Source organism: Flavobacterium sp. ACN2 (assembly GCF_002303885.1).
In the GTDB taxonomy this organism is placed as follows: Bacteria; Bacteroidota; Bacteroidia; order Flavobacteriales; family Flavobacteriaceae; genus Flavobacterium.
Genome location: NZ_MRCM01000006.1, coordinates 191,921 through 218,181, shown reverse-complemented (window position 1 = coordinate 218,181; position 26,261 = coordinate 191,921). Strand labels below are relative to the sequence as shown.

Here is a 26,261-nt window from a genome sequence, read left to right as displayed (position 1 = left end):
TTAGTGTAATTTATAAATAAGAGCTTTTCTTTAGCATAAAACAAAAAACCGTTTCAATTTGAAACGGCTTTATTACTTAAAAGTTTACCTAGTAATATAATTAAGGCAAATCAAATTCTGGAGCTGGAATAATCTCAACTGGCTGATCAATACATGGATGAATGTATTGCCCCATTACGGCTCCATCTCCTGTTTGACAATCCCAAGTTAACTCTCCAGCTTTAATACTTCTTTGCTCTTCGCGGTTCAAAATCTCAACCCCTTGAAAATTTAAAATTGATTTTAACATAATTATTTGTTCTTTGTTTTTTTGGCACACTCAATCCTTTATGGTCTGTTGAGTTTTCAGACATGAAAAATTAATTTCAGCTTTAAATATAAGAAAAAAAGTATAATAAATTTACATAAAGAAAGATTAAACTTAAAAAACAAAAAACAGCTCATAAAAATGAGCTGTTTCCCCCAAAATAAAAAAACAAAACTAAAAATCTTAAATATGATTTTGCCACATTTTAAAAAATACAATTGTATCAATACTATATTGTTTTGCATCCTTAAAATTCATTGGCAGTCTTTATTCGTCATTATCTTCATTAATCTTATTCATGACTACACACGCAATCGCTATTACTATGGACAGATATAAATAAGGTCTTAAATATGGATAATAGTATTCATTTACAATAAGTAGCCCTATTAGCCAAAAGAATATTGCTATAGTTGCAGGTGTAATTATTTTTTTAATCATAATATCTATAAATTAAGAAGTTATATACTTGATTCAGAAATTATGCTAGATAAGAGCAGCTCAAAAAAATGAGCTGCTCTTTAAAATTAATTAAGTTTCCAAGTTGTCATTCTAAACGGACTTGACGCGCTTGTAAATGTGTAAACAGGATCTGAGTAGAATAATCTGAAACTTTCTGCTTTTACATAAATTCCTTGCGGATCCATGAAGTATTTATCAATACTTGCCAAGAAGAATGGTGTCGCTACGGTAGTATTTCCGTTCCATGATTTATGTTTCAAAATCATTTTCTTACCTGCTGCGTCTTCTTCAATAGTAACATGATGCTGTAAAGGAGATCTTCCGACAAAAGTGTAATAAATAAAAGTTCCAATAGCATGATTGCTATAGATTTCAATAGATGCGATACTTTGTCCAGCCGGCAACGATGCGTTTACTTTTTCTAGTTCAGCGTAAAATAATGATGAGTTTGCTGGAGAATCGATTGTGTAATCGTCTACAAAGAATCCAAACCAAGCTAACGGTTTACCTGGAAGCAATAGTTTATAATCGTCTGTAAGAACTAAAGGTTTGTCAGTATACTTTATAACTGCAGATACGCCACCTGTTCCTGTTGCAGTAAAACTTCCATCAGTATCGTTATAAACAAAATTTGATAATTTTTGCCCGCCTACTTCAACTGCTGGACTTACTACAATTCCTGTTGGAGAATATCCTATTCCCATGTTATAGCTTACAGAGTAACCGTTTTCAATAGAATTTGAGTTTGCAAAGCGCGTTACTGCTGTAAATGAAAAATCGAATTTATGCGTAGTTGTACCATCATTTGTTTCTAATAGTCTAAAAAGCGGTCTTTCTTCTCCTCCAATAACATTCTTTTCCATGAGAAGATTTTTAGGCAATTCTGTCCAATCTTCTGCAGTCGCTTTTACAAAACGTAATTCTTGATTGCTTCTGTTGGTTTTAAAAATGATTTCTCCATTTTCTTGTCCATAGTACAAAAATTGAAAATCTCCTAAATAACCTTTTGCTCTCAATGCTGGAATGGGATAATTGTCTGAATCTGATAAAAGATGAATTCTATTTTTTGTAGTAAAAGTTAAACTCACCGTGCTTCCTACTTGAATTGCGTATTCACTTTTATAAGTAGCTGTATCAGTATCAAAATCTGATGCCATTTGCACAGTTCCATCGTCAGCAAATCTAAATAAATGAGTATATCCTCCTAAAACTGTATTATCTGTAAAATAAACCGCTTTCCACCCGTATTGAGATGAAAGCAATGCTTCGCTTAACTCTGTTTTTTGCTTATTTAATCGAGCGGTAGGCGTATCATTAAAAAGTTGTTCTGCATCTGTATTATTATTACAGGCGATCAATTGCAGTATTAAAACAGCTGCAAATAAGTATTTATATAGTTGTTTCATTTTCATAATGCTTGTTTTAATTTATTACAGATGTTGTATTCTTTTCTGCTTCATCTCTTAAAGCATAAAAATCCATGTTGAATGCTTCTTTGAAATACTTAACCACAATAGCTTCTTTTGATTTTAAAGCCTGAAGAGCAAAAGGATTTTCAATACCATCCAAAAATGCCGCGTATTCTGCTTTTGTATAAATTAGAATCATTGCTGCAGTTTCTGCAAAATCTTCGTTAATATTTGATCTTGCATAACTTGTAATAAATCCAAGCTCATTTGATTCTTCAATTTCAAAATTGTACCAATCTGCAGTATAACCTCCCGGTGTAAGCGTTTTCCAAGTTTTTTCGTCAAAAGGTTTGTTCTGATTTAAAATATGAATGTATTCGTGCTGAATTGTATGTATAAACTGCGCTACGTTTTCGCGATCCGATTTATCGATATAATCTGTTTCAAACAAAGTAACTCTCTGCCCTCCTTCAGCCAAACCTAAAGTTTTAGTTCCAACACTGTTTAAATTAACTCCTCCAACCAAAACAATTTCTCTTGGAGCAATTTTCTTTACAAAATCTGGACCTCCAATTGCGGCATAACTTTTTAGCCAAATTGTTTCAACTATTTCAAGAGCAGGTTTTACTTTATCAACTTCAGGTGGGAATAAATAACGACTGTTGTCTACCGTGTTTTGGTTCCATTTATACTGAACATTAATGTTGTATGAATTTAAATAAGTAGCGTCAATCCAATTATCTAAACTTGTTTTCTCTGGTTGTGTAAAATCTAATTGGCTTTCTCCAGGCAAGTCATCGCCTCCACATGAAAATAGAGTTATCGAAACTAGAGCTAAAACCGCAATTTTATTATATTTTAATAATTTCATAATTTTCATTTTTAAGATTATCTAGGATTTAGTTCGATACCAGTGCTTGAAGCGTGCAACGGAATTTGCAATGCTCTTCTGTTATCGTCTTTTACTAAAATATTAGCTGGTTTGTTTGATGTCTCGTGTCTAACTACTAGGTTAAAACGTTTAATATCAAACCATCTAAGTCCTTCGTGTATAAAATCTCTTCTTCTTGTTTCTGCAATTGCTTTTACATAAGAGGTCTGCACTGGAGTCATTGTATAGAATGGCGTATATTCGTCTGCAATTACAGGGAATTTAGCCACTACTCTAGCCTCAGTCAATTTATCTGTTGTCGGATTGTATGTTGGAGTTCTTGTTGCTAAGAAATATTCTAATTCTCCAGTAGCTGTAGCGATATCTCCTTTCATTACATGCGCTTCGATTCTGTTTAAGAAAAACTCATCGTTGCTTAATAATACTTCAGCAACATAAGGATCTCCAATTCCGGCTGTTACGTTAGAATATTTAAAGTATTCATAAAACTTAGGCAAGAACAATGTGATACTTCCGTTTGAAGAATAAAAATTATAATAGTACGCTTTTCCGAAAAGATTTGTGCTTGTTCCAAAGATTTCTGGACGACGTAAACCTGATAAATTAAAACGATTTAAATGGTATACTCTACTTACGATCGTATTTGCAGAAACGATCAAAAGATTGGTTCCAACATCACTCGCTCCGTATTTTAACTGCTGATCTTCTACACTTAAAGGTTCGTAAACTGAAAAATCTCTTATTGCTGAGGGTCTAGAACCTAAGTCATTAGACAATTCAATTACTTTATCCCAATTTCCTTTTACTAAATAAAATCTGCTGGCAAAAGCTTTTGAAGCCGCTACATTAAAGTGAAATTTTGGTTCTTTATAATCGTTTGTCACGTACTTTAAACCTTCTTCAATATCTTTTTCAAGAAAAGCATATACTTCAGCAAGTGTATTTCTCTTATATTTTGTTATCAATTCCGTTTCTGGTTTTGTTACATACGGAACCCCTAAATCTGTATCTGCAGTTGCTGGATTGTAACGTTTTGACCATAGTGAAACCAACATAAAATGAGAATAAGCTCTCGCCATCAAAGCTTCACCTTTTTGCGGATTTAAGCTTGCCGGACTTCCCAACTCTTCTATTGCCTCCAATGCTTTGTTTGCGTGTGCAATTGCCCTATAACAAGCATCCCAGTAATACGCTTGAGTATCAATATCAGTAGCTTCTGTATTAATTTCCCAATTGTAGTTTTGCTCGTTTCTTACTAATGTTGTAGCTAATCCACTATCAAAAACATTATCAGACATAGTTTCAGCAATCTCGAAATAACTCATTTGAGGATAAGCTTCTACTAATAATTCTTTTATTTTTTCTGGCGTATCAATTTCGGTTCTATTATCTGGTTTCTCCGACAAGAAATCATCGCAGCTAGTAATACAAATAAGTATTAATAGGGATAATGCTATTTTTAAGTTTTTCATGATTTTGACTATTATAATGAAAGGTTTAAAGTAAATGTGTATTGAGTTGTTACAGGAAAAGCAACTCCTCCAGAATTACGAAACTCAGGATCTTGTCCATTTAATCTTTTATCAGAATAAACTAACCAAGGATTTACCGCTGAGCCTTTTAATGTAAAAGTGCTCACACCGATTTTCTTTTTAAAATCAGCAGGAAATTCCCAGCTTAATGATATATTTTTTAATCTGACAAAATCTCCATCTGCAATACGAACATCAGAATAATTATACGTATTATAAGCTCTTGCCAAGGTACGGTCTCCGCCATAATTAGCATTTAAACGTCTGTCTGCAATAACTGGAACATTGGTATAATTTTCATCACCAGGATTAATCCAACGGTTTGTAAAGTCTTTTGTAAACACTGTTAAATCATCGTAAGTACTATCGTATACAGGATTTAAACGAACTTTATTTCCTCCTGAACCTACAAAGAATATGTACAGAGACAAGTTTTTGTATGTAAATGTATTGGCAAAACCAAATGATTTATTAGGCTCGATTGATCCTTCATATTTCAAATATTTAGTAACATTTAAATTATCCTGAAAATTAGCATCTGTAATGTTATTCTCTGCTCCGTCTTGCAATATAAACGTAGGAAGACCTTGGTTGTTCAAACCTGTAAATTGGTAAGAGTACAATGAATTTCTTGGATGTCCAACCGTATTTCCTCCGTTTGAATCAACTAAATCGAATGCCGTTGGCGTGTTCTGCAATTTTGTAATCTCTTGATGATAAACAGAAAAATTAAGGTTTGTAGACCATTTAAAATCTTTACCATTAATGTTTTTAGTTGTAATACCAACCTCCAAACCTTTAGTCTCCATATCGGCATTGTTACCTTGTCTAATTCTTTGTCCGCCAATACCAGAAGTAATTACATAATCTACAAGATCAAAAGCTTTACGACGGTAAACGTCTGTTGTAAGCTGCACTCTGTTATTAAACATTCCAAGATCAAGTCCGATATTTGTTTCAAACTGTTTTTCCCAAGTCAAATTTCCGTTTTGAAGCTCTTCAATTCTAATTCCTGATTCTCTATCATCAAGTCCGAAACGATCTGTAATGGCACTTTTGTAAATCGCCAAAGAGTTTGTTGCTGGTCCTGCTGTAGCTGTTAAACCATACGAAGCTCTTACTGCTAAAGTATTTACTGATTGTACATCTTTCATGAAGCTTTCTTCAGCCACATTCCATTTCCCACTAAAAGTGTAAGTTGGCAGCCATCTTGACGAATCGCTATCTCCTTGTCTATTAGACCCATCATAACGTCCTGTAACAGAAGCTGTATAACGTCTATCATAAGTATAACCTACCTTACCAAAGAAACCTACTGTTCTTTCTTTTTCTTCATTAAAACCGTAGTATGAATCTCCAGCATTAATTATTTTTTCGATAATTCTCGGATCTGTAAAAGCAGTTAAACCACGATCGTATTGCAAACCCGCAGCTGTAAATTGATCACTAGTTCTGTCGACAACTCTCATTTCAGTTCCAAACAGACCTTCTACTTCGTGCTTGTCGCTAAATATATTTCTGTAACTAACACTATTTCTTAAATTGTAAGACGTCATGTCGTTTGTAAACTTTCTTAAGAATCCTCCATTTGGCAAGACTGATTCTTTTGGAGCTGTTAAATCGTTTGGATCTTGGTATAAAAAGATATTTTGATCTCTAACCAATGTGTTTACCCCATCTTCTCCAATTGCTGTTCCTGCTCTGTATGCACCAACAACGTTTGAACCTTCTAAAATTTTATGCTCACGGCTTGTATTAGCATAACGAGCTGAACCTGTTAAATTATAAGTTAAATGCGGATTAATTTTATAATCTAAATCCAATTGAAAACGAATGTCTTTTACCTCAATTTCCATGAAATTGTTAGCCAATTCGTTTACGATGTTCATTTTTGCCCAGTTATTTCGGTAGTATTCCAAATTTCCATTATCGTCATACGGACGTAAAGTTCTACTTGTATTCAACACATAATTAAAAGGGTTGATATCAAAATCACGGGTTACTTTACCAAAAACAACATCTTTTTCACTTTCATAACTTCCTGGAGCACCTTGATCTCTAATAGAAGCCAATGTAGATAAGGTTATATTTAATTTATCGTTTACATAAAAAGTACCTTTAATGTTACTAGAAATCTGTTTTACATCATCAGCAATAGTCCATCCTGGATCTGTATAGTAGCCCAATGAAGCATAAAATGTATTGTTTTTGCCTCCACCAGAAAAACTCAAAGAGTGATTTTGCGTAATAGATGGTCTAAACAAAACGCTGAACCAATCTGTATTGGCTTGTTCGTATTTCTTCAAAAAATTATTACGGCTAACAGGATCATTATTAACTAAATAATTTCCAGTTTCAGGGTTGTAAGTATTTATAGCTCTTCCTAAAATATTGTAAGCGCCTCCATATCTTCCATTTACAGTAGTTGGCAAATCCAAATATCCTTTAGCTTCCATCTCTTTAAAAATACTCATAGATTCCTGAGAATTTAGAATATCAAATTGACTATAATTTGGAACTGTTCTTACAGTCTGTTCCAATCCGTAGCTAATTTTTAACGGAGAATCTCTACGTCCTTGTTTTGTTGTTACAACAACAACTCCATTTAACGATCTTGAACCATAAATTGACGTAGCCGATGCATCTTTAAGAATTTCAATACTTTGAATATCGTTTGCACTTAAGCCTGCTACAGATGAACTTAATAATGTCTCTGAATTTCCAGATGCCAAATCAGCAAAAGACATATTGATAATATCTTCTTGGACAACACCATCAATAACCCATAATGGCTTTGTATCCCCAAAAATTGAAGAAGATCCACGAACGGTAATTTTAGGAGCTGTACCAAAAGTTCCTGTAACATTCTGTACGGTAACCCCAGCCGCTTTACCTTCGATCATTCGGCTTACGTCAACTACACCATCTATTTTTAATTCAGTGCCCGAAATTTTACTAATAGCACCAGTAAACGTTCTTTTTGAAGTTTTTTCGTATCCAGTAGTAACCACAACCTCTTTTAGGTTCTGACCAGCTTCGGTTAAAACAACTGTTGGAGAAGTATTGTCAATACCAATTTCTTTTGTCTCCATACCTACATAAGAAATAAGCAAACGGTCTACATTTGCAGGCATTTCGATCGTAAAATTTCCATCAAAATCTGTTAAGACAGCTGTTTTTGTGCCTTTTGCCATTACAGTAGCGCCAGGTAGCGGACTTCCTGATTGGTCTGTAACTTTTCCTTTAATAATGGGTCCAAAAGTCAAAATCTCAAACAAAGAATCATGATTGTTTCCATAAGAAAAAGTATTAATCGTATTCTTTTGAAGGACAATCTGATTGCTTACTTCTGAAAAAGTAATATTAAAAGGAACCAATATTCTGCTAAGTACACTCGACAGAGTTTCTTGGTTTGCTTCTATACTAACCTTCTCTCCTAGTTGAGGAAGTCTTGAGTTATAGGAAAATTTTACATGAGCAGACTTTTCGATTTTTGATAAAGCATTGTCTAAAGTTAGATTATCAACTGTAATAGTAACTTTAGTATCTAATTTTTTCTGCCCATTTACATTATTTGCGAGAGTAACACTTGAAAACACAAGCGCTAACACAAACTGAAACAGCGTTATTTTCATGATTTGGTGAAGTAATCGTTGCTTGACAACAGGTTTTTTCATAATTTTGGTTTGTTTTGATTAATACTATTCGCGTGTATTTTAAGAAACATCATAAATTACCCTTTACAGAGAGTGATTTATTCAGATTTAAGTGTCGATAATGTTACAGCATTCTCGGCACTTTTTTTATGCATTCATTTTTTACATAGGCAATTACAAATTATTTTTTAGTTTTTGAATTAGTTAAAATTTTGGATGTTTTTCTTTTTATTTTAATTGAATTAAGAATTCTAGTTACAGCCAGAAGTCGTAATTACAATCTGATTTCCATTCATTTCATAATTGGTATCATTACCGATGCTTTTGCAGATTATTTTCAGCTTTTCGGCCAACGGCTGATCGCTTAATGAAGTGGTTAATCGGCAGTCTTTCAATTTGTCGTGAGGAAAATCAATATCTACTAAATAAGCTTGCTCTATAGTTTCAAGTATTTGTGCCACAGGAATATCTGTAAACTCAAAGCTTAATTGCTCGATATTTCGCACACTGCTCACTAAAATCGGATCTTGCGTAATATTGGTTATTTTATTAAAAACCAATTCTTTACGAGCAAATCGAAGTGCCTGATTTGGAAGTAGCACAATTTCTTTGTTTTCGTTACTTCGAACTAAATCATTCGATTTTACCTTTACTTTACCGGTGCGAACAAGAACTTCAACATTTTGCTGATCTGGATAAGCTTTTATTCTAAAGCTCGTTCCCACAACTCGAGTTACAATTTCGTTAGCATAAACAAAAAAAGGCTTTTTAGGATTTTTACTAATTTCAAAGAAACCTTCGCCGGATAAATACACCTTTCTTTCGTTTCCGGTAAAGATTTTAGGGTAACTTAATTTACTATTAGGCTGTAATAAGACCGAACTTCCGTCAGATAAAGTAATGGTCTGAGACTTTTCAGTATTATTAGTTTGTTCTACCAAACCTTCATCATTTTCCTGAACCAGTTCGTTGTAAGTAACTACATTATCATTTGCAGTCCATTCAGTTCTAAAAAACCATACAGAAAAAACACCTACCAAAATAGCAGCTGCAACACCGCTAATCCAGTATCTCTGTACTTTTAATTTTTTGATTTTTGAAGTTTGCTGAGAAAGTTCTTCTCTTTGTTCAATCTTACGCCAAGTTTCCTTCAAGGCTTCATGAACTTCATTTGAAGATAAGTTAGATTCTGGAACTCGCATTGCCAACAGTACAAGCCTTGCATCTTCAACAAGTTTGGCTCTTTGAAGATTTTCGAGAGTCCATTCTTCCCAGCCTTGTTCATCAATCTTGGACAAAATCCATAATTGAAAAGATTCATCAGCTAAGAAGTCTTCTATTTCGGTATAATTGTTACGTTTTTGCATCTCACTATTAGGGTTACAAAAACATAGAGGACAGTTTTTTTATTATATACTCATCTATTTAAGATTTTTTTTTGATTTTCTCTTAATTTTTTAAAAAACCCCTGAAGATATAAGGATTAAAAGCGGAATACTGCCTTTCCATTCTTTTCGAAGACTTAACAAACCACGATGCAAAAGATTGCTGACCGATTGATAATTTACATCTAACAAATCGGCTATTTGATCTACACTTAGACCTTGGTGATAACGCAAATACAGTGCTTCTTTTTGACGGCCCGGAAGATCGTTCAATAATTTATTTAAATACAAAACGCGCTCGGCTGTAACTTCATCTTCAACCAAACGGTTTTCTATAGAAAAGTCAAAAAGAAATTCTAAAACATCAGTCGTCGTTGTTTTCCTAAATACATGATCTCTTTCATGCAAACGCGCAATTCTCTTTCTAACACTAGAAAGTAAATAAGCTTTAACAATAACATTATCTTGAAGAGAGTCGCGATAAAGCCAGATATCAGCAAAAACATCTTGAATACAATCTTGCACTTTCTCTTCATACGGCCAAAGTGAATTGCCGTAACTGATTAAGTCTCTATAATATTTCTCAAAAAGTAAAGAGAATGATTTCTCATTACCATTTTTCAAATTATTCCATAGAATAAAATCGTCTAAAACTTTGTTCTTTAAAATTTGGCTCATACAAAAAAGCTTTGGGGCGTAAAATCAAATTATTTAAGAAGGATTTCTTTAAATAACAGATTAATTACAGGGATTAAATTGTATACTAAATTTTGATTTTTTTTAGAATTAAACTAACCTATAAAACGTTTAATTAACAAAAATTAAACAAGTATTTTACATGATAACTCATTTTAAGACCTATAAAAAGAATCAAATTTTAACATTATCTTTTGTTTTTGTTTGATAAATATAGAAAAGCAAATAATCAAAACCCAACTTATTACAAAAAAAGATAAACTTTTTCCAAAATCATCAGAATTTACCTTTTGTTTTTGATTAAACTTAAATTTACTATAATTTAAATTTTAATTAACTAAAGTAGATTCAGTTATTAAAATTTTAAACTCTCAAAACATTTCGCCATGATTTTATAAAATGAAGTACACTTATAAAAACTGAAACTTTATAGCATAAAAAAAAGCCTTACTGAAAACAGTAAGGCTTTTCTTCTATAAATTTTGTACTGCTTAAAAAGCTACATTCCATCTTGGCAATTTACCATTTGCCTCTAAGAAATTTTGCAAAACTTGCCCTTCTACAGCAGTTGGAATCGATTTTACATCTCCAGCAAAAGTTTCGTACCAAACTACTTCTAATGCTTCAATGTTCTCTAGTTTCATTTGTGCTGGCCAAGAATATTTTCTTCCAGTTTTAGCAAATTGGTGTCCGTTTACGATTTTGTCGTAAAGTCCGCCATTTTTGCTTTTTAAAGTTCCGTCATTCTGAACAGTTCCTGTAGAACCAACCATGATCAATTCTTTTTCATCACCTTCAACAGCATAAACAACAAAGATTCCTGCACTACCTTCTGGCGCGTTGCAAGCTTCTTCTAAACTATCATTTACAGTAAAAACAAAACTGTTTGTTGACTTAAATTTTTCTAATTCTTTGTACATATTTCTTATTTAAGCTTCTAAGATACTGAGGTTCTAAGATGCTAAGTTTTTTTTTCATTTACGCCTCAGCCTTTAAAATGTAAAAAAGTCTCAACAGGATATTGAGACTTTTTTTTTGGAATTTTTTATTTTGAAACTTGAAAATTATCCAAGTACTTCTTTTACTTTTTTACCAATTTCAGCTGGTGAATCAACAACGTGAATTCCGTTGTCTCTCATAATTTGTTTTTTAGCTGCAGCTGTATCATCAGAACCTCCAACGATTGCACCTGCGTGCCCCATTGTTCTACCAGCAGGAGCAGTTTCTCCAGCGATAAATCCAATAACTGGTTTACGGTTACCATCAGCTTTTACCCATCTTGCAGCATCAGCTTCAAGTTGACCACCGATCTCTCCAATCATGATGATAGCTTCAGTTTCTGGATCGTTCATTAATAATTCAACAGCCTCTTTAGTTGTAGTTCCAATAATTGGATCTCCACCAATACCAATTGCTGTAGTGATTCCTAAACCTTGTTTTACAACTTGGTCAGCAGCTTCGTAAGTTAAAGTTCCTGATTTAGAAACGATACCAACTGTTCCTTTTTTGAAAACGAAACCTGGCATAATACCAACTTTAGCTTCACCTGGAGTAATTACACCTGGACAGTTTGGACCAATTAATCTTGAATTTCTTTCTTTAACATAATTATTTGCTTTAATCATATCTGCTACAGGAATTCCTTCTGTAATAGCAATAATTACTTTAATTCCAGCATCAGCAGCTTCCATAATTGCATCAGCAGCAAAAGCTGGCGGAACAAAAATGATAGAAGTATCAGCACCAGCTTGATCAACAGCATCTTTTACCGTATTAAAAACTGGACGATCTAAATGGCTAGTACCACCTTTTCCTGGAGTAACACCTCCAACAACATTAGTACCGTACTCAATCATTTGAGAAGCATGGAAAGTACCTTCGCTTCCTGTAAATCCCTGAACAATTATTTTGGAATCTTTATTAACTAAAACACTCATGATATATATTTTATGTAGTTTTTAAATTTGTGTTGCAAAAATAAGGTTTTGTAATGTATTTTGCCTCTTTTATTGTCAAAAAAATATTAAGAAAATTGACTCATTTGATAACCTCTATAAAGTTTATCATCTTTTATCTGCCAAATGGTTGCAAAATGCGCTAAAAGCATTTCTTCTCTCGGATTCTCGATTGTTTTTACAAAATGAGAGTAACGTACTGATACTAAATCATCTTCGGTAATAATATGGCTAATTCTAACTTTAGAGCGCACATAGGCACGGCTAAGTTCATTGGCCATTTCAACTATCGAATCATAATCCATTTGAATAAAACCTTTACTGCTGTTCCATTCAAGAATAACATCAGGATGCAGATAAGTTTTTAAAATTTCGCTATCAATTAAGGCATCTGACTTGTAAAATTTCTGAACAAATTCTTTAATAGACATAATTACTTCAATTTATTTAAAATTTCAGGAATCTTCTTAATATTGGCTAATTGTTTCAATTTTTCTCTAGACTCTTCAATTGGAGTGCCAAAATACGATTTTCCACCTTCAACTGACTTAGTTACACCTGTCTGCCCCATTACAACAGCTTTCGCACCAATTGTAATACCGCTAGTCGTTCCTACTTGTCCCCATAAGGTTACTTCATCTTCAATAATCACACAGCCTGCAATACCAGTCTGTGAAGCAATTAAACATTTCTTACCAATTACGGTATCATGTCCAACATGCACTTGATTGTCTAGTTTTGAACCAGCTCCAATTGTTGTATCTCCAGTAACACCTTTATCGATTGTACACAGAGCTCCAATACCAACATTATCTTCGATAACAACTCTTCCGCCAGAAATTAACTGATCAAAGCCTTCTGGACGTTTCTTATAGTAAAAAGCATCGGCTCCTAAAATAGTTCCCGCATGTATGATTACATTATCTCCAATTACAGTATGATCGTAAATAGAAACATTAGAATGTATTAGACAGTTTTTACCAATTTTCACATGGTTACCAACAAATGAATTTGGTTGAATTATAGTTCCCTCTCCTATTTCTGCAGATGCTGCAATAGCAACATTAGCAAACTGAAAGGGCTTAAAATGTCTGGTAAGAATATTAAAATCTCTAAAAGGGTCGTCTGAGATTAAAAGCGCTTTACCTTCTGGGCATTCTACTTCTTTGTTTATCAAAACAATGGTCGCAGCCGATTGTAAAGCTTTATCATAGTATTTTGGATGGTCCACAAAAACAATATCTCCAGGCTCTACAACGTGTATCTCGTTCATGCCTAAAACTTGAAAGTCTTTGTCTCCAATAAATTTGCAGTTAAGCAAATTGGCAATTTCTTGTAAAGAATGACTCTTTGGAAATTTCATATAGTATAATTAGAAAACTTGTAAATTAGAAAATGAGTCAATTAGAATGTGAATATACAAAATTATGTCGATTCACAGATTACCTAATTGACTCATTGTCAAATTATCTTAATTAAAGTAACTATTCTTTAACACGCTCCATGTAAGAACCTGAAGCTGTATCAATTTTAATTTTATCGCCTTCGTTAATAAACAAAGGAACATTTATGTTTGCTCCAGTTTCTACCGTAGCATTTTTTGTAGCATTTGTAGCAGTATTTCCTTTTACTCCTGGCTCAGCATAAGTAACTTCAAGAATTACAGATGCAGGCATATCTACTGATAATGGCAAATCTGTTTCTGTGTTAATTTGCACCATAACGTTTGTTCCTTCTTTCAACAAATCTGGAGCATCCAAAATGTTTTTGTTTAAAGAAATCTGCTCAAACGTTTCAGCATTCATAAAGTGAAATTCATCACCTTCTGGGTATAAATATTGAAATGTATGCGTTTCAACACGAATAACGTCAATTTTGTGACCTGCTGAGAAAGTATTGTCTAATACTTTACCAGAAGTTAAACTTTTCAATTTTGTTCTTACGAAAGCTGGACCTTTTCCAGGTTTTACGTGAAGAAATTCAATGATTTTATAGATATCGTGATTAAATTTAATGCACAATCCGTTTCTAATATCTGATGTAGATGCCATTTGTTTTTTTATTTTAGATTTTAGAATGTAGATTTTAGATTCTAGACAAAGAATCAATCTTCATTTTTTTTGTTATTTATTATCTGTCGTTTAGAAATCTAAAATCAGAAATCTAAACTCTAAAATTAATAGTTCCCTGAGTAACCTTTCATAATTCCTCGAGAAGAATTTCTAATAAAATCTAGAATTTCATCTCTTTCTGGAGTCGCTTCCATTTCAGCCTCAATAATACTTAAAGCTTGAGTGGTATTGTAATTCTTTTGGTATAAAATTCTGTAGATTTCCTGAATTTCTCTAATTTTTTCAGTAGTAAAACCTCTTCTTCTTAAACCAACAGAATTGATTCCCACATAAGACAACGGCTCTTTTGCCGCTTTTGTAAACGGAGGAACGTCTTTTCTAACTAATGATCCACCAGAAATCATGGCATGATCTCCAATATGGATAAACTGGTGAATTGCCGCTAAACCTCCAATAACAGCATGATTACCAACCACTACGTGTCCAGCTAATGCAACACCATTTACAATAATTGCATTATTTCCGATCTCACAATCGTGCGCTATGTGAGCATAAGCCATTACTAAACAATTATTACCAATTACAGTCTGACCAGAAGCAATTGTTCCTCTATTTATAGTTACACATTCTCTAATTGTACAATTATCACCGATAATAGCAAGAGAATCTTCACCTCCAAATTTTAAATCTTGTGGCACTGCAGAAATTACAGCTCCTGGAAAAATGTTACAGTTTTTTCCAATTCGAGCACCTTCCATAATGGTCACGTTTGAACCAATCCAAGTACCATCACCAATAACAACATTATTGTGAATTGTTGTAAATGGCTCTATTACAACGTTTTTAGCGATTTTCGCGCCTGGATGAACATATGCTAATGGTTGATTCATCTGTATGTTTTATATTTTTAATTAAAATATTCTAATTTGAAGCAACAAACCTAAACAATAAATTTGATAATTTATTATTGTTTTCTTGCTATTTGTGCCATTAATTCTGCCTCAGTAACTAATTTACCATTTGCGTAAGCGTTAGCCTGCATATGGCAAATTCCTCTTCTGATAGGAGAAATTAACTCACATTTAAAAATTAAAGTATCGCCTGGCAACACTTTATGCTTAAATTTAACATTGTCAATTTTCATGAAATATGTTAAGTAATTTTCAGGATCTGGAACAGTGCTTAATACTAAAATCCCACCTGTTTGTGCCATTGCTTCTACAATTAATACACCTGGCATAACTGGAGCTTCTGGGAAGTGACCAACGAAGAAATTCTCATTCATAGTAACATTTTTCAATCCTACTACGTGACGATCAGACATTTCAATAATTCTGTCGATCAACAAGAATGGTGGTCTGTGAGGTAGCATAGACATGATTTTATGAATATCCATCAATGGTTCTTGATGCAAATCATAAGTAGGAACATGATTTCTCTGCTCTATTTTGATAATTTTTGCTAATTTCTTTGCAAATTGAGTGTTTACAAAATGTCCTGGTTTATTAGCAATAATTTTTCCTTGAATACGAACTCCAATAAGAGACAAATCTCCAATTACATCAAGAAGTTTATGTCTTGCTGCTTCGTTTGGATAGTGTAAAGTCAAATTATCTAAAACGCCATTTGGCTTAACAGAAATCTCTTCTTTACCAAATGCTTTCTTTAAATTCTCCATTGTAGATTCAGAGATTTCTTTATCTACATATACAATTGCATTGTTTAAATCTCCACCTTTAATAAGTCCGTGCTCCAACAAAGACTCTAATTCGTGCAAAAAGCTAAAAGTTCTAGAGCTTGCAATTTCAGATTTAAAATCTGTTAAACTTTTAAGAGTAGCATTTTGAGTACCTAAAACTTTAGTACCAAAATCTACCATAGTAGTAACCTGATATTCGTCGCTTGGCATAACAAGAATTTCGCTTCCTGTTGCTTCGTCTGTAAAAGATATAACTTCTTTTACTACGTAAACATTACGTTGTGCATCTTGTTCTTCGATTCCAGCTTTTTCAATAGCTTCAACAAAATATTTTGATGAACCATCCATAATTGGAAGTTCAGAGGCATTCAATTCAATAATAATATTATCCAAATCACAGCCAACCACTGCAGCTAAAACATGTTCTGGTGTTTGAATTTTCACACCAAGTTTCTCAAGATTTGTTCCTCTTTGAGTATTAACAACATAATTAGCATCAGCTTCAATTACCGGTTGACCTTGCAAATCTACTCTTACAAAAGTGAAACCATTATTAACGGGTGCAGGTTTAAAAGTCATTGTAACTTCTTTTCCAGTGTGTAAACCAACTCCTGTTAGCGAAATTTCATTTTTGATGGTCTTCTGTTTAACCATTATTTCCATTTTTTGGGTTTATTATTTGTTTTTTTAATTCTTCAACTTCAGCCACAATTTTAGGCAGATTCTTAAAATGAACGTACGATTTATTAAAATCTGTATATCCAAGAGACGGAGTTCCTTGTAGAACTTCATCATCTTTAATGTTTCTGGCTACACCCGATTGCGCTTGAAGCCTAACATTATTTCCTATTGTTAAATGACCTGCAATACCTACCTGTCCTCCAATCATACAATTCTCTCCAATTTTTGTAGAACCAGCAACACCACTTTGAGCGGCTATCACGGTATTTTTTCCAATTTCTACATTGTGAGCAATCATAATCTGATTGTCTAACTTAACTCCTTTTCTAATTATTGTAGAACCCAGAGTTGCTCTATCTATTGTTGTGTTAGCGCCAATATCTACATTATCTTCAATAATAACGTTTCCAATTTGCGGCACTTTACTGTATTCACCATTTTCATTTGGAGCAAAACCAAAACCATCAGCACCAATTATAACGCCAGAGTGAATCGTGCAATTGTTTCCAATTACAGTTTCCGAATAGATTTTTGCACCAGCAAAAATGAATACATTGTCACCAATAGTAACATTGTCGCCAATAAAACTATTTGGATATATTTTCACATTATTACCTAAAACTACATTTTGTCCGATATAACCAAAACTTCCTAAATATAGATTTTCTCCATATTTGGTTCCCTCAGACATAAATGACTGTGGTTCGATTCCTGTTTTGTTTAATTTTACCTGATTATAAAAATGCAAAAGTTTAGAAAACGCCGCATAAGCATCTTCCACTTTAATTAGTGTAGTTGTTATTTCTTGTTCTGGAATAAAGCTATCATTAACAATTGTTACCGTCGCTTTTGTAGTATATATATAATTGATATACTTTGGGTTAGCCAAAAAAGTAAGCGATCCTTCGTCTCCTTCTTCGATTTTAGAAAGCTTAGAAACTTCTGCATTGGGATTCCCAACAACTTCTCCTTCTAAAATTCCTGCTATTTGTTCTGCTGTAAATTTCATCGCGACAAAAATATAAAAAATAGGTTTTAAATGTTAATTTTATATAAGTTGTTTTGGAAAACAGATATAATATTTTGTCACCAATTTAGATAACGATTTCAAATTCAGCTGGTCAGAAGCTTCAACAACATCTTCAATTGTTTTATCTTTTTTCAAAATACGAATAGGTTCTGCTTCTTTACTGTATGCTTGGTTTTTTATTTTCCCTCTAAAAATAAAATATCCAGCATCTACTGCCGAAATTTGATGTGCTTCTGCAAACTCTTCTTTTAAAGACTGAGATTCTTCCATCGGAATTTTTTCTGCACTAAGCTTAATTTTCAACAAATCCCTGTTAATTATCATTTTGCTTAAAGTAGAAAGTATAAAATCATTATGTCTCTGCCAAGCTTTCAGCGCACTAATAATATCAAAATCATCTAATTGCGAAAACAAATCCAATTTCTCAGCATCAAAATCTTCTAGTGTAATTTTATTTTGCATGAAATACATCAAAGGCTCACTGCAAGGCAATTTAACTCCTTTCAAAGTCAGTTCTTTTGCTCTTTTCAGCACCTTCATTAAAATTAATTCGGCTACTAAACTGGTTTTGTGCAAATAAGCTTGCCAATACATTAATCTTCTAGAAAGTAAGAATTTCTCGACGGAATAAATTCCTTTTTCTTCAATTACCAAAACATCGTTTTCAACATTCATCATCTGAATCAATCGTTCAGAATTTACATTTCCTTCAGCTACACCTGTATAAAAACTATCTCGCTTTAAGTAATCCATTCGATCCATATCCAACTGACTTGAAATCAATTGCAACATGAATTTCCTATGATATTCTCCCTTAAAAACCTGAATTGCCAAACTTAATCTTCCATCAAACTCCTCATTCAACTGATTCATAAACAATAACGAAATAGCTTCGTGATGCACATCTTCTACAATACTTTTTTCCATAGCATGTGAAAATGGCCCGTGCCCAATATCGTGAAGCAAAATTGCTATTAAAAGCGCATTTTCTTCTTCTTCAGAAATCACAACATCCTTAAAACGAAGCGTATCAATTGCTTTCTTCATCAAATGCATACATCCTAATGCGTGATGAAAACGAGTATGATTTGCTCCCGGATACACCAAATACGATAATCCCATCTGAGAAATACGACGCAGACGCTGAAAGTAAGGGTGTTGAATTAAGTCGTAAACTAGTTCGTTCGGAATCGTAATGAAACCATATATAGGGTCGTTGAATATTTTTAATTTATTGATCTGAGTCACAGTCCAGTTATTTTTTTGGTCAACAAATATAAGTAAATAAGTATAAAGAGTTTGGTGTTTTTTATTTAAAAATCACACTTTAAATTACCATGATTATCAATAAAATACATTTAAAAATGTTAAAATTCAAAATAAAATCATGCTTCAACTTTGGTAATTTTATACTATTTTTAATACTTTTTAAGTTCTATAACTTTAAATTGCAGTAAAATTAAATTGATTTATGGATAAGATAAAAATACTTTGGGTCGACGATGAAATCGATCTTTTAAAGCCTCACATATTATTTCTCGAAAAAAAGAATTACGAAGTTACTACTTGCAATAACGGATTAGACGCGATTGCCTTGTTTGAAGAAGATAATTTTGATATTGTTTTTCTAGACGAAAACATGCCTGGAATGAGCGGATTGGAAACGCTTTCTGAAATGAAAGAAAAAAAATCAGCAATTCCGATGATTATGATCACCAAGAGTGAGGAAGAATATATAATGGAAGAAGCCATTGGTTCTAAAATTGCTGATTATTTGATTAAACCAGTAAATCCGAATCAGATTCTATTGAGTTTGAAGAAAAATTTGGATGATTCGAGATTAATTACAGAAAAAACAACTTTAGACTATCAGAAGGAATTCAGAAAAATTTCAATGGAGTTGGCAATGGTTAATTCTTATGAAGACTGGATTGAATTGTATAAAAAATTGCTTTTTTGGGAATTAAAACTAGAAGACATCAACGATACAGCGATGATCGAAATTTTAGAATCTCAAAAAGTAGAAGCCAATTCGCAATTCGGAAAATTCATTGAACGAAACTATGAAGATTGGTTTGCTCCAAAAGCAGATAAACCGATACAGTCCAACACCTTATTTAAAGAACTTGTTGTTCCTGAACTTAAAAAGAAAGACAAGCCGATTCTATTTGTGGTAATAGACAATCTAAGATACGATCAATGGAAATCTTTCGAATCTGTCATTTCAAATTATTACAAATTAGAAAAAGAAGTACCATACTACTCTATTCTTCCAACAGCTACGCAATATGCGCGAAATTCAATTTTCTCAGGTTTAATGCCTTTAGAAATGGAAAAACAGTTTCCTGAATATTGGAAAAATGATGTTGAAGATGGTGGAAAAAACCTTTACGAAGCAGAATTTTTATCGGCTCAATTAAAACGTTTGGGTTTAAACATTAAAGAAGATTATTTTAAAATCACCAATTATGCTGGCGGAAAAAAGTTAGCAGAAAACTTTAAAGCTTTAAAAGGAAATGATTTAGTAACGGTGGTTTACAATTTTGTGGATATGCTTTCGCACGCTAAAACCGAAATGGAAGTAGTAAAAGAATTAGCATCAGACGACAAAGCATATCGTTCTTTAACTCTAAGCTGGTTTAAAAATTCTCCATTACTTGAAATTATTCAGCAGGCACAGCTTTTAGGCTTCAAATTAATTTTAACCACAGATCACGGAACAATTAATGTAAAAAATCCGTCGAAAGTTGTGGGAGATAAAAATACAAGTCTAAATTTGCGTTATAAAACAGGACGTAGTTTAACCTACGAACAAAAAGATGTTTATGTTGTAAAAGAACCTAAAACCATTGGTTTACCTGCCATAAACATGAGTAGTTCTTTTATTTTTGCCAAAAATGATTTCTTTTTGGCATACGTTAACAACTATAATCATTATGTGAGTTATTACAAAAACACGTATCAGCATGGCGGAATTTCTTTAGAAGAAATGATTATTCCGTTCTTGGTATTTAATCCGAAATAAAAGTTTATCGCCACGAATTTCACAAATTGACACTAATTTTAATTGAAAAGAAAGAATTAATTCGTGAAAATTCGTGAAATTCGTGGCAAAAATCAACACATACAATGAACATCGTTTTTTCATTAGATCAAATTCAAGAAGTTGCAGAGCAGATTATCGCTTCAAATCCTAAAAAAATCATTCTTTTTAATGGCGAAATGGGAGTTGGAAAAACAACTTTAATCAAACAGTTATGCAAAAGTTTAGGTGTTAAAGACGCCACAAGCAGTCCTACTTTTTCTCTTGTAAATGAATATCAAACTTCTAATAACCAAACCGTTTATCATTTTGATTTCTACAGATTAAACAAAGAAACCGAAGCGCTAGATATGGGAGTTGATGATTATTTATACTCTGGAAATTGGTGTTTTATTGAATGGTCTGAAAAAATTGCGAGTCTCCTTCCTGAAGACACTTCAACAATAACAATTGAGTTATTAGCAGATGGAAAAAGGGAATTAAAATTAGCTTAATATTGATCCTTACTATTAGCACAATTTTTACACTAATTTTAAAACTTTTTACGTAATTTGTACCTTTAATTTTTTGCATTATCCATGTCAATCACATTAACTCCATTTACAAAACAACAATTAATACCGCAAGAAGAAAAACTTGAGGTAGGTCGTTTTAAAAGAGAACTTTTTATAGGAATTCCTAAAGAGACAAGTTATCAGGAACGCCGTATCTGCCTTACGCCAGATGCAGTCACTTCCTTAACTTATGAAGGTCATCGCGTTATGATCGAATCTGGAGCGGGAGAAAGTTCGAGTTATACAGATAAAGAATATGCAGATGCTGGTGCAGAAATCACAAAAGACACTAAAAGAGTTTTTGGCTGTCCTTTTCTATTAAAGGTAGAACCGCCAACTTTAGCAGAAATTGAAATGATTAATCCTGAAACAGTTATCATTTCTGCTATTCAGCTTAAAACTAAAAAGAAAGAATACTTCGAAGCGCTAGCGCAAAAAAAGATTACAGCTTTAGCTTTTGAATATATTAAAGATGAAGATGGCTCTTATCCTGCAGTAAAATCTTTAAGCGAAATTGCAGGAACAGCTTCAATCCTTATTGCAGCTGAGCTAATGATTACTAACGAATTTGGAAAAGGCCTTTTGTTTGGAAACATTACAGGCGTTCCTCCTACTGAAGTTGTTATTTTAGGAGCAGGAACAGTTGGCGAATTTGCCGCAAAAACTGCTATTGGACTTGGTGCAAACGTAAAAGTTTTTGATAATTCTATTACAAAACTACGTCGTCTTCAAAACAATTTAAATCAAAGAATTTTCACTTCGACTATTCAGCAAAAAGGCTTATTAAAAGCCTTAAGACGTTGTGATGTAGCTATTGGCGCCATGCGCGGAAAAGAAAGATGTCCGATTGTGGTGAATGAAACAATGGTTGAACACATGAAAAAAGGAGCTGTAATTGTTGATGTCAGCATCGATACTGGCGGTTGCTTTGAAACCTCAGAAGTTACAACTCACGAAAAACCTACATTTATAAAAAGTAACGTTTTACATTATTGTGTACCTAATATACCTTCACGTTATTCCAAAACGGCCTCATTATCAATAAGTAATATCCTAACCCCTTATCTGCATCAGATAGCTGAAGATGGTGGTATCGAAAGTGCAATTCGTTGCAACAAAGGTCTTAAAAACGGAATTTATCTGTATCATGGAATTTTAACCAATAAAGCAATTGGCGATTGGTTTGATTTACCTGATAACGATATTAATTTACTTGTATTCTAAAGGAACTTTAGTGTACCTTTGCAAAAAAATTATTTCATGAAGTTCGCATACCGTTTTGCATATTATCTGATTGGTCTCGTAATGGGATGTTTTATCGTATCAGGATTTTTTATTGGAAAAGATACTCGTTGTAATTATTTCCCAAATGCTCGAGTGTTAAATAATCTTAGAACAAAACCTTTTCAATATTCCCCAAAAGCCGTTCAGACTTTAAGTGAAAAATGGGTTGACACTGCAGATGTCAAAAATACATTAACTTATGGAGATGTAGATTTTGATCAAAGCAACGTTCCGTTCAATAAAGGAAAACTTTATATCATTGAAGGAAAAACAGTAAAAAATCAAGAGATTATTCTAAAAGTCGTGAATTACGAAAACAAAGCTGTTTTAGAAGAAATCGTAAAAAAATAACATAAAATCAAATCTTTTGTTTCTCGCAGATTCAAAAGATTTTTTTTTATAAAAGTATTTCTCGCAAAGTCACAAAGACACAAAGTTTTCACCTTTGCCCCTTTGTCACTCTGAAACTTTGTTACTTTGTTACTTTAAAAAAATCACCATTCAATCTCTTTCAATCCTTTTGATTTCAGAAAAGCATTTGTCTTACTGAAATGTTTGTTTCCGAACCAAAATCCCCTATTTGCACTTAATGGCGAAGGATGTCCCGATTTTAAAATATGATGTTTTGAAGCATCAATCAAAGCAGCTTTCTTTTGAGCGAAACCTCCCCAAAGCAAGAAAACAACATTTTCTTTTTCAGCAGAAATTTGCTTAATAACTGCATCTGTAAATTTTTCCCATCCTTTTCCCTGATGACTTCCTGCTTCAGATTGCCTTACCGTTAAAGTTGCATTTAACAGAAAAACACCTTGATCTGCCCAGCGTTCCAAATTACCTGTGTTAGGCATTGGTATATTGAAATCATCTTGAATTTCTTTGAATATATTTTGAAGTGATGGCGGAAAAGGAATTCCGTCATTTACAGAAAAACACAATCCATTGGCTTGATTTGGTCCATGATAAGGATCTTGTCCAATAATAACCACTTTTACTTCATCAAAATGACAATGATCAAAAGCTGAAAAAATCTGATTTCCTTTTGGATAACAAACTTTTGTTGCGTATTCAGATTTTACAAATTCGATTAAATCGTTGAAATATGGTTTTTCGAATTCTTCATTCAAAACTGGTTTCCAAGAAGAATGCATTTTTACGTCCATAATTTTTTTTATGCGAATTTCAGAAATAATTACTTAAAATCATATTTACTAAAAAGAAAAATATCAAAAATAGAAAGTCAAAAATTAAAATGACAATAAAGAAAAAAACTCATAATTCATTATTGTTTTCGTACTTTTGCCTCTACTTTCATAAAGAAATTAAATGATCAGTATTACAGAAAAAACATTACAAGACTTACAATTTCCAACTGTTTTGGAAACCATCTCAGATGGTTGCAACACCGATATTGGAAAAGAAAAGGCTTTACAAATAAAACCATTTAGAGACAAAGAAGAATTAATGCAATCGCTGATGCAAACATCAGAGTACGTATCTTCTTTTCAAAATAATAACGCAATTCCAAATCACGGATTTGACGCTATCACGCACGAAATTAAATTCTTAGCAATTGAGGATAGCTTTCTTGAAGTAGGAAGTTTTAGAAAAATCGCAAATCTTTCCGCAACAACAAATGTCTTACTGAATTTCTTGAAAAAATTCGATGACTATTATCCCAATTTAAATGCTAGAGCCTCAAGAGTAGAATTAACCAAAGACATTATTACTGCAATTGATGCAATTGTAGATAAATATGGCGAAATAAAAGACAATGCTTCTCCTGCTTTGGCTGGGATTAGACAAAACATGAACTTAGTTCGCGGAAAAGTGAATCAAAGTTTTGGTGTCGCTTTAACGCAGTACAACGGCTTGGGTTATCTAGACGATATTAAAGAAAGTTTTGTACAAAACCGTAGAGTTTTAGCGGTTTTAGCTATGTATCGTCGTAAAGTAAAAGGTTCAATTTTAGGGAGTTCCAAAACTGGAAGCATTGCTTATATCGAACCTGAAGCTACTTTGAAATATTCTCGCGAATTAGCAAACTTAGAATACGAAGAGAAAGAAGAAATTACAAGAATTTTAAAAAATCTATCAAATGTAATTCGTCCGTATCTTTCTTTATTAATTGAATATCAAGACTTTTTGAGCGACATTGATGTAGTTGCAGGAAAGGCAAAATATGCAAATCGAATAAACGGAATCTTACCAACAATTACAGAAGAAAGAAGATTATTCTTTAGAGAAGCGTATCATCCAATTTTATATCTTAACAATAAGCAGAAAAAAGAAGTTACGCATCCGCAGACCATTGAGTTAAAACAAGAAAATAGAATTATTGTAATTTCGGGACCAAATGCTGGAGGAAAAACCATTTCCTTAAAAACAGTTGGTTTATTGCAATTAATGCTCCAATCTGGAATCTTGATTCCGGTTCACGAAAGAAGCGAAACTTTCTTATTTGATAGAATTTTAACCGATATCGGAGACAATCAATCTATTGAAAATCACCTAAGTACTTATAGCTACCGATTAAAAAACATGAATTACTTTTTAAAGAAATGTAATAGCAAAACCATGTTTTTAATTGATGAATTTGGTACAGGTTCTGATCCTGAATTGGGTGGTGCTCTGGCTGAAATTTTCCTGGAAGAATTTTATCATCGTGAAGCGTTCGGAATTATCACAACACATTATTCCAATTTAAAAATTTTGGCAAACGAGCTACCATATGCTACAAATGCCAATATGATGTTTGACGAAAAATCTCTTGAACCAATGTACAAATTAGCTTTGGGTCAGGCAGGAAGTTCGTTTACATTTGAAGTTGCTCAAAAAAATGGAATTCCGTTTGGATTGATTAATCGTGCAAAAAAGAAAATTGAAGTCGGAAAAGTTCGTTTTGATAAAACAATTGCTACTCTACAGAAAGAGCGTTCGAAGTTGGAAAAAACTTCTTTGAATCTGAAAGAAGAAGAAACTCGTGCTCGAGAAGAAAGCAAAAAGATGGAAAACATCAATACGAGAATCCAACAAAAATTGGAAAGCTATCAGGAATTATATGACAGCAATCAAAAGATAATTTACATCGGACAAAAAATTGATGATATTGCTGAGAAGTATTTCAATAACAAAAACAAAAAAGAACTGATCGGTGAATTTTTGAAAATTGTTGAGATTGAAAATTCTAAACGTAAAAAAGCAACTCCGAAAGAAGTAAAAGCAAAAGTTGAAAAACAAAAAGAAATTATTGCTGAAGTACAGGTTAAAGTTGAGGAAATTCGAAAAGAGAAAAAAGAGAAGAAACTTAAACCCGTTATTGAAAAACCAAAACCAATTTTGAAAGTTGGTGATAGAGTAAGAATGCTTGACGGAAGATCTGTTGGAAGTATTGATTTAATCGAAAAAAATAAAGCAACAGTTAATTACGGAATTTTTACTTCGAAAGTAAGTTTAGATGAATTGGAATTGGTTGAAGCGGTCAAAAAGTAAAAATTTCAGTCTCGGTCGCAGTTTTCAGTCTTTAAAAACGGCTAAAAAACTGCAAAACCAAAATAAAACGATTTAAGAAACGTTTTTATAAAATACGATAAAATAGATGCTTTAT

General features: G+C 32.8%; 22 protein-coding genes. 5 read left to right on the top strand and 17 right to left on the bottom strand.

The window, feature by feature from the left end; genetic code table 11:
* Window positions 1–100: 100 nt before the first annotated feature.
* The 16 genes from BSF41_RS09635 to BSF41_RS09560 form a co-directional block, all read right to left on the bottom strand.
* On the bottom strand, window positions 101–289 hold the full coding sequence (locus tag BSF41_RS09635; protein WP_141248133.1) for a hypothetical protein: 189 nt from the start codon (window positions 287–289) through the stop codon (window positions 101–103).
* 545 nt (window positions 290–834) lie between these two features.
* The gene (locus tag BSF41_RS09630; RefSeq protein WP_371611026.1) at window positions 835–2,175 is read right to left on the bottom strand and encodes a DUF4302 domain-containing protein; all 1,341 of its coding nucleotides are present in this window, start codon (window positions 2,173–2,175) and stop codon (window positions 835–837) included.
* Window positions 2,176–2,191: 16 nt separating this feature from the next.
* Window positions 2,192–3,049 (bottom strand): substrate import-associated zinc metallohydrolase lipoprotein, encoded by an 858-nt coding sequence (locus tag BSF41_RS09625; RefSeq protein ID WP_095929338.1) that lies wholly within the window; start codon window positions 3,047–3,049, stop codon window positions 2,192–2,194.
* Window positions 3,050–3,066: 17 nt separating this feature from the next.
* Window positions 3,067–4,542 (bottom strand): RagB/SusD family nutrient uptake outer membrane protein, encoded by a 1,476-nt coding sequence (locus BSF41_RS09620; protein WP_095929281.1) that lies wholly within the window; start codon window positions 4,540–4,542, stop codon window positions 3,067–3,069.
* Between the two features lie 11 nt (window positions 4,543–4,553).
* Window positions 4,554–8,279 (bottom strand): SusC/RagA family TonB-linked outer membrane protein, encoded by a 3,726-nt coding sequence (locus BSF41_RS09615; protein ID WP_095929280.1) that lies wholly within the window; start codon window positions 8,277–8,279, stop codon window positions 4,554–4,556.
* A gap of 230 nt (window positions 8,280–8,509) precedes the next feature.
* Window positions 8,510–9,625: a FecR family protein gene (locus BSF41_RS09610; RefSeq protein WP_095929279.1), complete on the bottom strand. Its 1,116-nt coding sequence runs from the start codon at window positions 9,623–9,625 to the stop codon at window positions 8,510–8,512.
* A 90-nt stretch (window positions 9,626–9,715) separates the two neighbouring features.
* A complete protein-coding gene (locus BSF41_RS09605) occupies window positions 9,716–10,321 on the bottom strand; it encodes an RNA polymerase sigma factor (RefSeq protein ID WP_095929278.1) in 606 nt (201 codons plus the stop codon).
* Window positions 10,322–10,830: 509 nt separating this feature from the next.
* Entirely contained in the window at window positions 10,831–11,259 is a 429-nt protein-coding gene (locus BSF41_RS09600; protein WP_095929277.1) for a hypothetical protein, read from the bottom strand.
* 144 nt (window positions 11,260–11,403) lie between these two features.
* Window positions 11,404–12,276 (bottom strand): succinate--CoA ligase subunit alpha, encoded by an 873-nt coding sequence (sucD, locus tag BSF41_RS09595; RefSeq protein ID WP_057118027.1) that lies wholly within the window; start codon window positions 12,274–12,276, stop codon window positions 11,404–11,406.
* 86 nt (window positions 12,277–12,362) lie between these two features.
* Window positions 12,363–12,725 carry a nuclear transport factor 2 family protein gene (locus tag BSF41_RS09590; protein WP_095929276.1) on the bottom strand — a complete coding sequence of 121 codons (363 nt, stop codon included), beginning with the start codon at window positions 12,723–12,725 and terminating at the stop codon, window positions 12,363–12,365.
* A 2-nt stretch (window positions 12,726–12,727) separates the two neighbouring features.
* Window positions 12,728–13,657, bottom strand: a complete 930-nt coding sequence (locus BSF41_RS09585) for a UDP-3-O-(3-hydroxymyristoyl)glucosamine N-acyltransferase (RefSeq protein ID WP_095929275.1) — start codon at window positions 13,655–13,657, stop codon at window positions 12,728–12,730.
* Window positions 13,658–13,778: 121 nt separating this feature from the next.
* Window positions 13,779–14,345 carry an elongation factor P gene (gene efp, locus BSF41_RS09580; protein ID WP_095929274.1) on the bottom strand — a complete coding sequence of 189 codons (567 nt, stop codon included), beginning with the start codon at window positions 14,343–14,345 and terminating at the stop codon, window positions 13,779–13,781.
* A 125-nt stretch (window positions 14,346–14,470) separates the two neighbouring features.
* Window positions 14,471–15,256: an acyl-ACP--UDP-N-acetylglucosamine O-acyltransferase gene (lpxA, locus tag BSF41_RS09575; protein ID WP_091497682.1), complete on the bottom strand. Its 786-nt coding sequence runs from the start codon at window positions 15,254–15,256 to the stop codon at window positions 14,471–14,473.
* A gap of 74 nt (window positions 15,257–15,330) precedes the next feature.
* Entirely contained in the window at window positions 15,331–16,719 is a 1,389-nt protein-coding gene (locus tag BSF41_RS09570; RefSeq protein WP_095929337.1) for a bifunctional UDP-3-O-[3-hydroxymyristoyl] N-acetylglucosamine deacetylase/3-hydroxyacyl-ACP dehydratase, read from the bottom strand.
* The gene (lpxD, locus tag BSF41_RS09565) at window positions 16,712–17,755 is read right to left on the bottom strand and encodes a UDP-3-O-(3-hydroxymyristoyl)glucosamine N-acyltransferase (protein WP_095929273.1); all 1,044 of its coding nucleotides are present in this window, start codon (window positions 17,753–17,755) and stop codon (window positions 16,712–16,714) included. Before lpxD ends, BSF41_RS09570 begins: the two co-directional genes overlap by 8 nt.
* 39 nt (window positions 17,756–17,794) lie before the next feature.
* Window positions 17,795–19,024, bottom strand: coding sequence for an HD domain-containing protein (locus BSF41_RS09560; protein WP_095929272.1), 1,230 nt, complete (start codon window positions 19,022–19,024; stop codon window positions 17,795–17,797).
* A 223-nt stretch (window positions 19,025–19,247) separates the two neighbouring features.
* On the opposite strand from BSF41_RS09560, the gene BSF41_RS09555 reads away from it, so the two are divergent.
* From BSF41_RS09555 to BSF41_RS09540, 4 genes are all read left to right on the top strand, one after another.
* Window positions 19,248–20,801: a bifunctional response regulator/alkaline phosphatase family protein gene (locus BSF41_RS09555; protein ID WP_095929271.1), complete on the top strand. Its 1,554-nt coding sequence runs from the start codon at window positions 19,248–19,250 to the stop codon at window positions 20,799–20,801.
* Between the two features lie 104 nt (window positions 20,802–20,905).
* Complete coding sequence (gene tsaE / locus BSF41_RS09550) at window positions 20,906–21,313, top strand: tRNA (adenosine(37)-N6)-threonylcarbamoyltransferase complex ATPase subunit type 1 TsaE (RefSeq protein ID WP_095929270.1); 408 nt, start codon at window positions 20,906–20,908, stop codon at window positions 21,311–21,313.
* Window positions 21,314–21,397: 84 nt separating this feature from the next.
* The gene (locus BSF41_RS09545; RefSeq protein ID WP_095929269.1) at window positions 21,398–22,597 is read left to right on the top strand and encodes an alanine dehydrogenase; all 1,200 of its coding nucleotides are present in this window, start codon (window positions 21,398–21,400) and stop codon (window positions 22,595–22,597) included.
* A 36-nt stretch (window positions 22,598–22,633) separates the two neighbouring features.
* Window positions 22,634–23,008 (top strand): DUF4258 domain-containing protein, encoded by a 375-nt coding sequence (locus BSF41_RS09540; protein WP_095929268.1) that lies wholly within the window; start codon window positions 22,634–22,636, stop codon window positions 23,006–23,008.
* A 143-nt stretch (window positions 23,009–23,151) separates the two neighbouring features.
* Here the strand turns inward: BSF41_RS09540 and BSF41_RS09535 are convergent, their stop codons facing one another.
* Window positions 23,152–23,817 (bottom strand): uracil-DNA glycosylase, encoded by a 666-nt coding sequence (locus BSF41_RS09535; RefSeq protein ID WP_095929267.1) that lies wholly within the window; start codon window positions 23,815–23,817, stop codon window positions 23,152–23,154.
* A 163-nt stretch (window positions 23,818–23,980) separates the two neighbouring features.
* Here BSF41_RS09535 and BSF41_RS09530 point away from each other — a divergent pair, with 163 nt between their 5' ends.
* Window positions 23,981–26,146 (top strand): DNA mismatch repair protein MutS, encoded by a 2,166-nt coding sequence (locus BSF41_RS09530; RefSeq protein ID WP_095929266.1) that lies wholly within the window; start codon window positions 23,981–23,983, stop codon window positions 26,144–26,146.
* Window positions 26,147–26,261 lie beyond the last annotated feature (115 nt).

Coding starts and splice junctions, on each gene's coding strand:
- BSF41_RS09635 (WP_141248133.1), bottom strand. CDS start 289: ATGTTAAAATCAATTTTAAATTTTCAAGGGGTTGAGATTTTGAACCGC.
- BSF41_RS09630 (WP_371611026.1), bottom strand. CDS start 2,175: ATGAAACAACTATATAAATACTTATTTGCAGCTGTTTTAATACTGCAA.
- BSF41_RS09625 (WP_095929338.1), bottom strand. CDS start 3,049: ATGAAATTATTAAAATATAATAAAATTGCGGTTTTAGCTCTAGTTTCG.
- BSF41_RS09620 (WP_095929281.1), bottom strand. CDS start 4,542: ATGAAAAACTTAAAAATAGCATTATCCCTATTAATACTTATTTGTATT.
- BSF41_RS09615 (WP_095929280.1), bottom strand. CDS start 8,279: ATGAAAAAACCTGTTGTCAAGCAACGATTACTTCACCAAATCATGAAA.
- BSF41_RS09610 (WP_095929279.1), bottom strand. CDS start 9,625: ATGCAAAAACGTAACAATTATACCGAAATAGAAGACTTCTTAGCTGAT.
- BSF41_RS09605 (WP_095929278.1), bottom strand. CDS start 10,321: ATGAGCCAAATTTTAAAGAACAAAGTTTTAGACGATTTTATTCTATGG.
- BSF41_RS09600 (WP_095929277.1), bottom strand. CDS start 11,259: ATGTACAAAGAATTAGAAAAATTTAAGTCAACAAACAGTTTTGTTTTT.
- sucD (WP_057118027.1), bottom strand. CDS start 12,276: ATGAGTGTTTTAGTTAATAAAGATTCCAAAATAATTGTTCAGGGATTT.
- BSF41_RS09590 (WP_095929276.1), bottom strand. CDS start 12,725: ATGTCTATTAAAGAATTTGTTCAGAAATTTTACAAGTCAGATGCCTTA.
- BSF41_RS09585 (WP_095929275.1), bottom strand. CDS start 13,657: ATGAAATTTCCAAAGAGTCATTCTTTACAAGAAATTGCCAATTTGCTT.
- efp (WP_095929274.1), bottom strand. CDS start 14,345: ATGGCATCTACATCAGATATTAGAAACGGATTGTGCATTAAATTTAAT.
- lpxA (WP_091497682.1), bottom strand. CDS start 15,256: ATGAATCAACCATTAGCATATGTTCATCCAGGCGCGAAAATCGCTAAA.
- BSF41_RS09570 (WP_095929337.1), bottom strand. CDS start 16,719: ATGGTTAAACAGAAGACCATCAAAAATGAAATTTCGCTAACAGGAGTT.
- lpxD (WP_095929273.1), bottom strand. CDS start 17,755: ATGAAATTTACAGCAGAACAAATAGCAGGAATTTTAGAAGGAGAAGTT.
- BSF41_RS09555 (WP_095929271.1), top strand. CDS start 19,248: ATGGATAAGATAAAAATACTTTGGGTCGACGATGAAATCGATCTTTTA.
- tsaE (WP_095929270.1), top strand. CDS start 20,906: ATGAACATCGTTTTTTCATTAGATCAAATTCAAGAAGTTGCAGAGCAG.
- BSF41_RS09545 (WP_095929269.1), top strand. CDS start 21,398: ATGTCAATCACATTAACTCCATTTACAAAACAACAATTAATACCGCAA.
- BSF41_RS09540 (WP_095929268.1), top strand. CDS start 22,634: ATGAAGTTCGCATACCGTTTTGCATATTATCTGATTGGTCTCGTAATG.
- BSF41_RS09535 (WP_095929267.1), bottom strand. CDS start 23,817: ATGGACGTAAAAATGCATTCTTCTTGGAAACCAGTTTTGAATGAAGAA.
- BSF41_RS09530 (WP_095929266.1), top strand. CDS start 23,981: ATGATCAGTATTACAGAAAAAACATTACAAGACTTACAATTTCCAACT.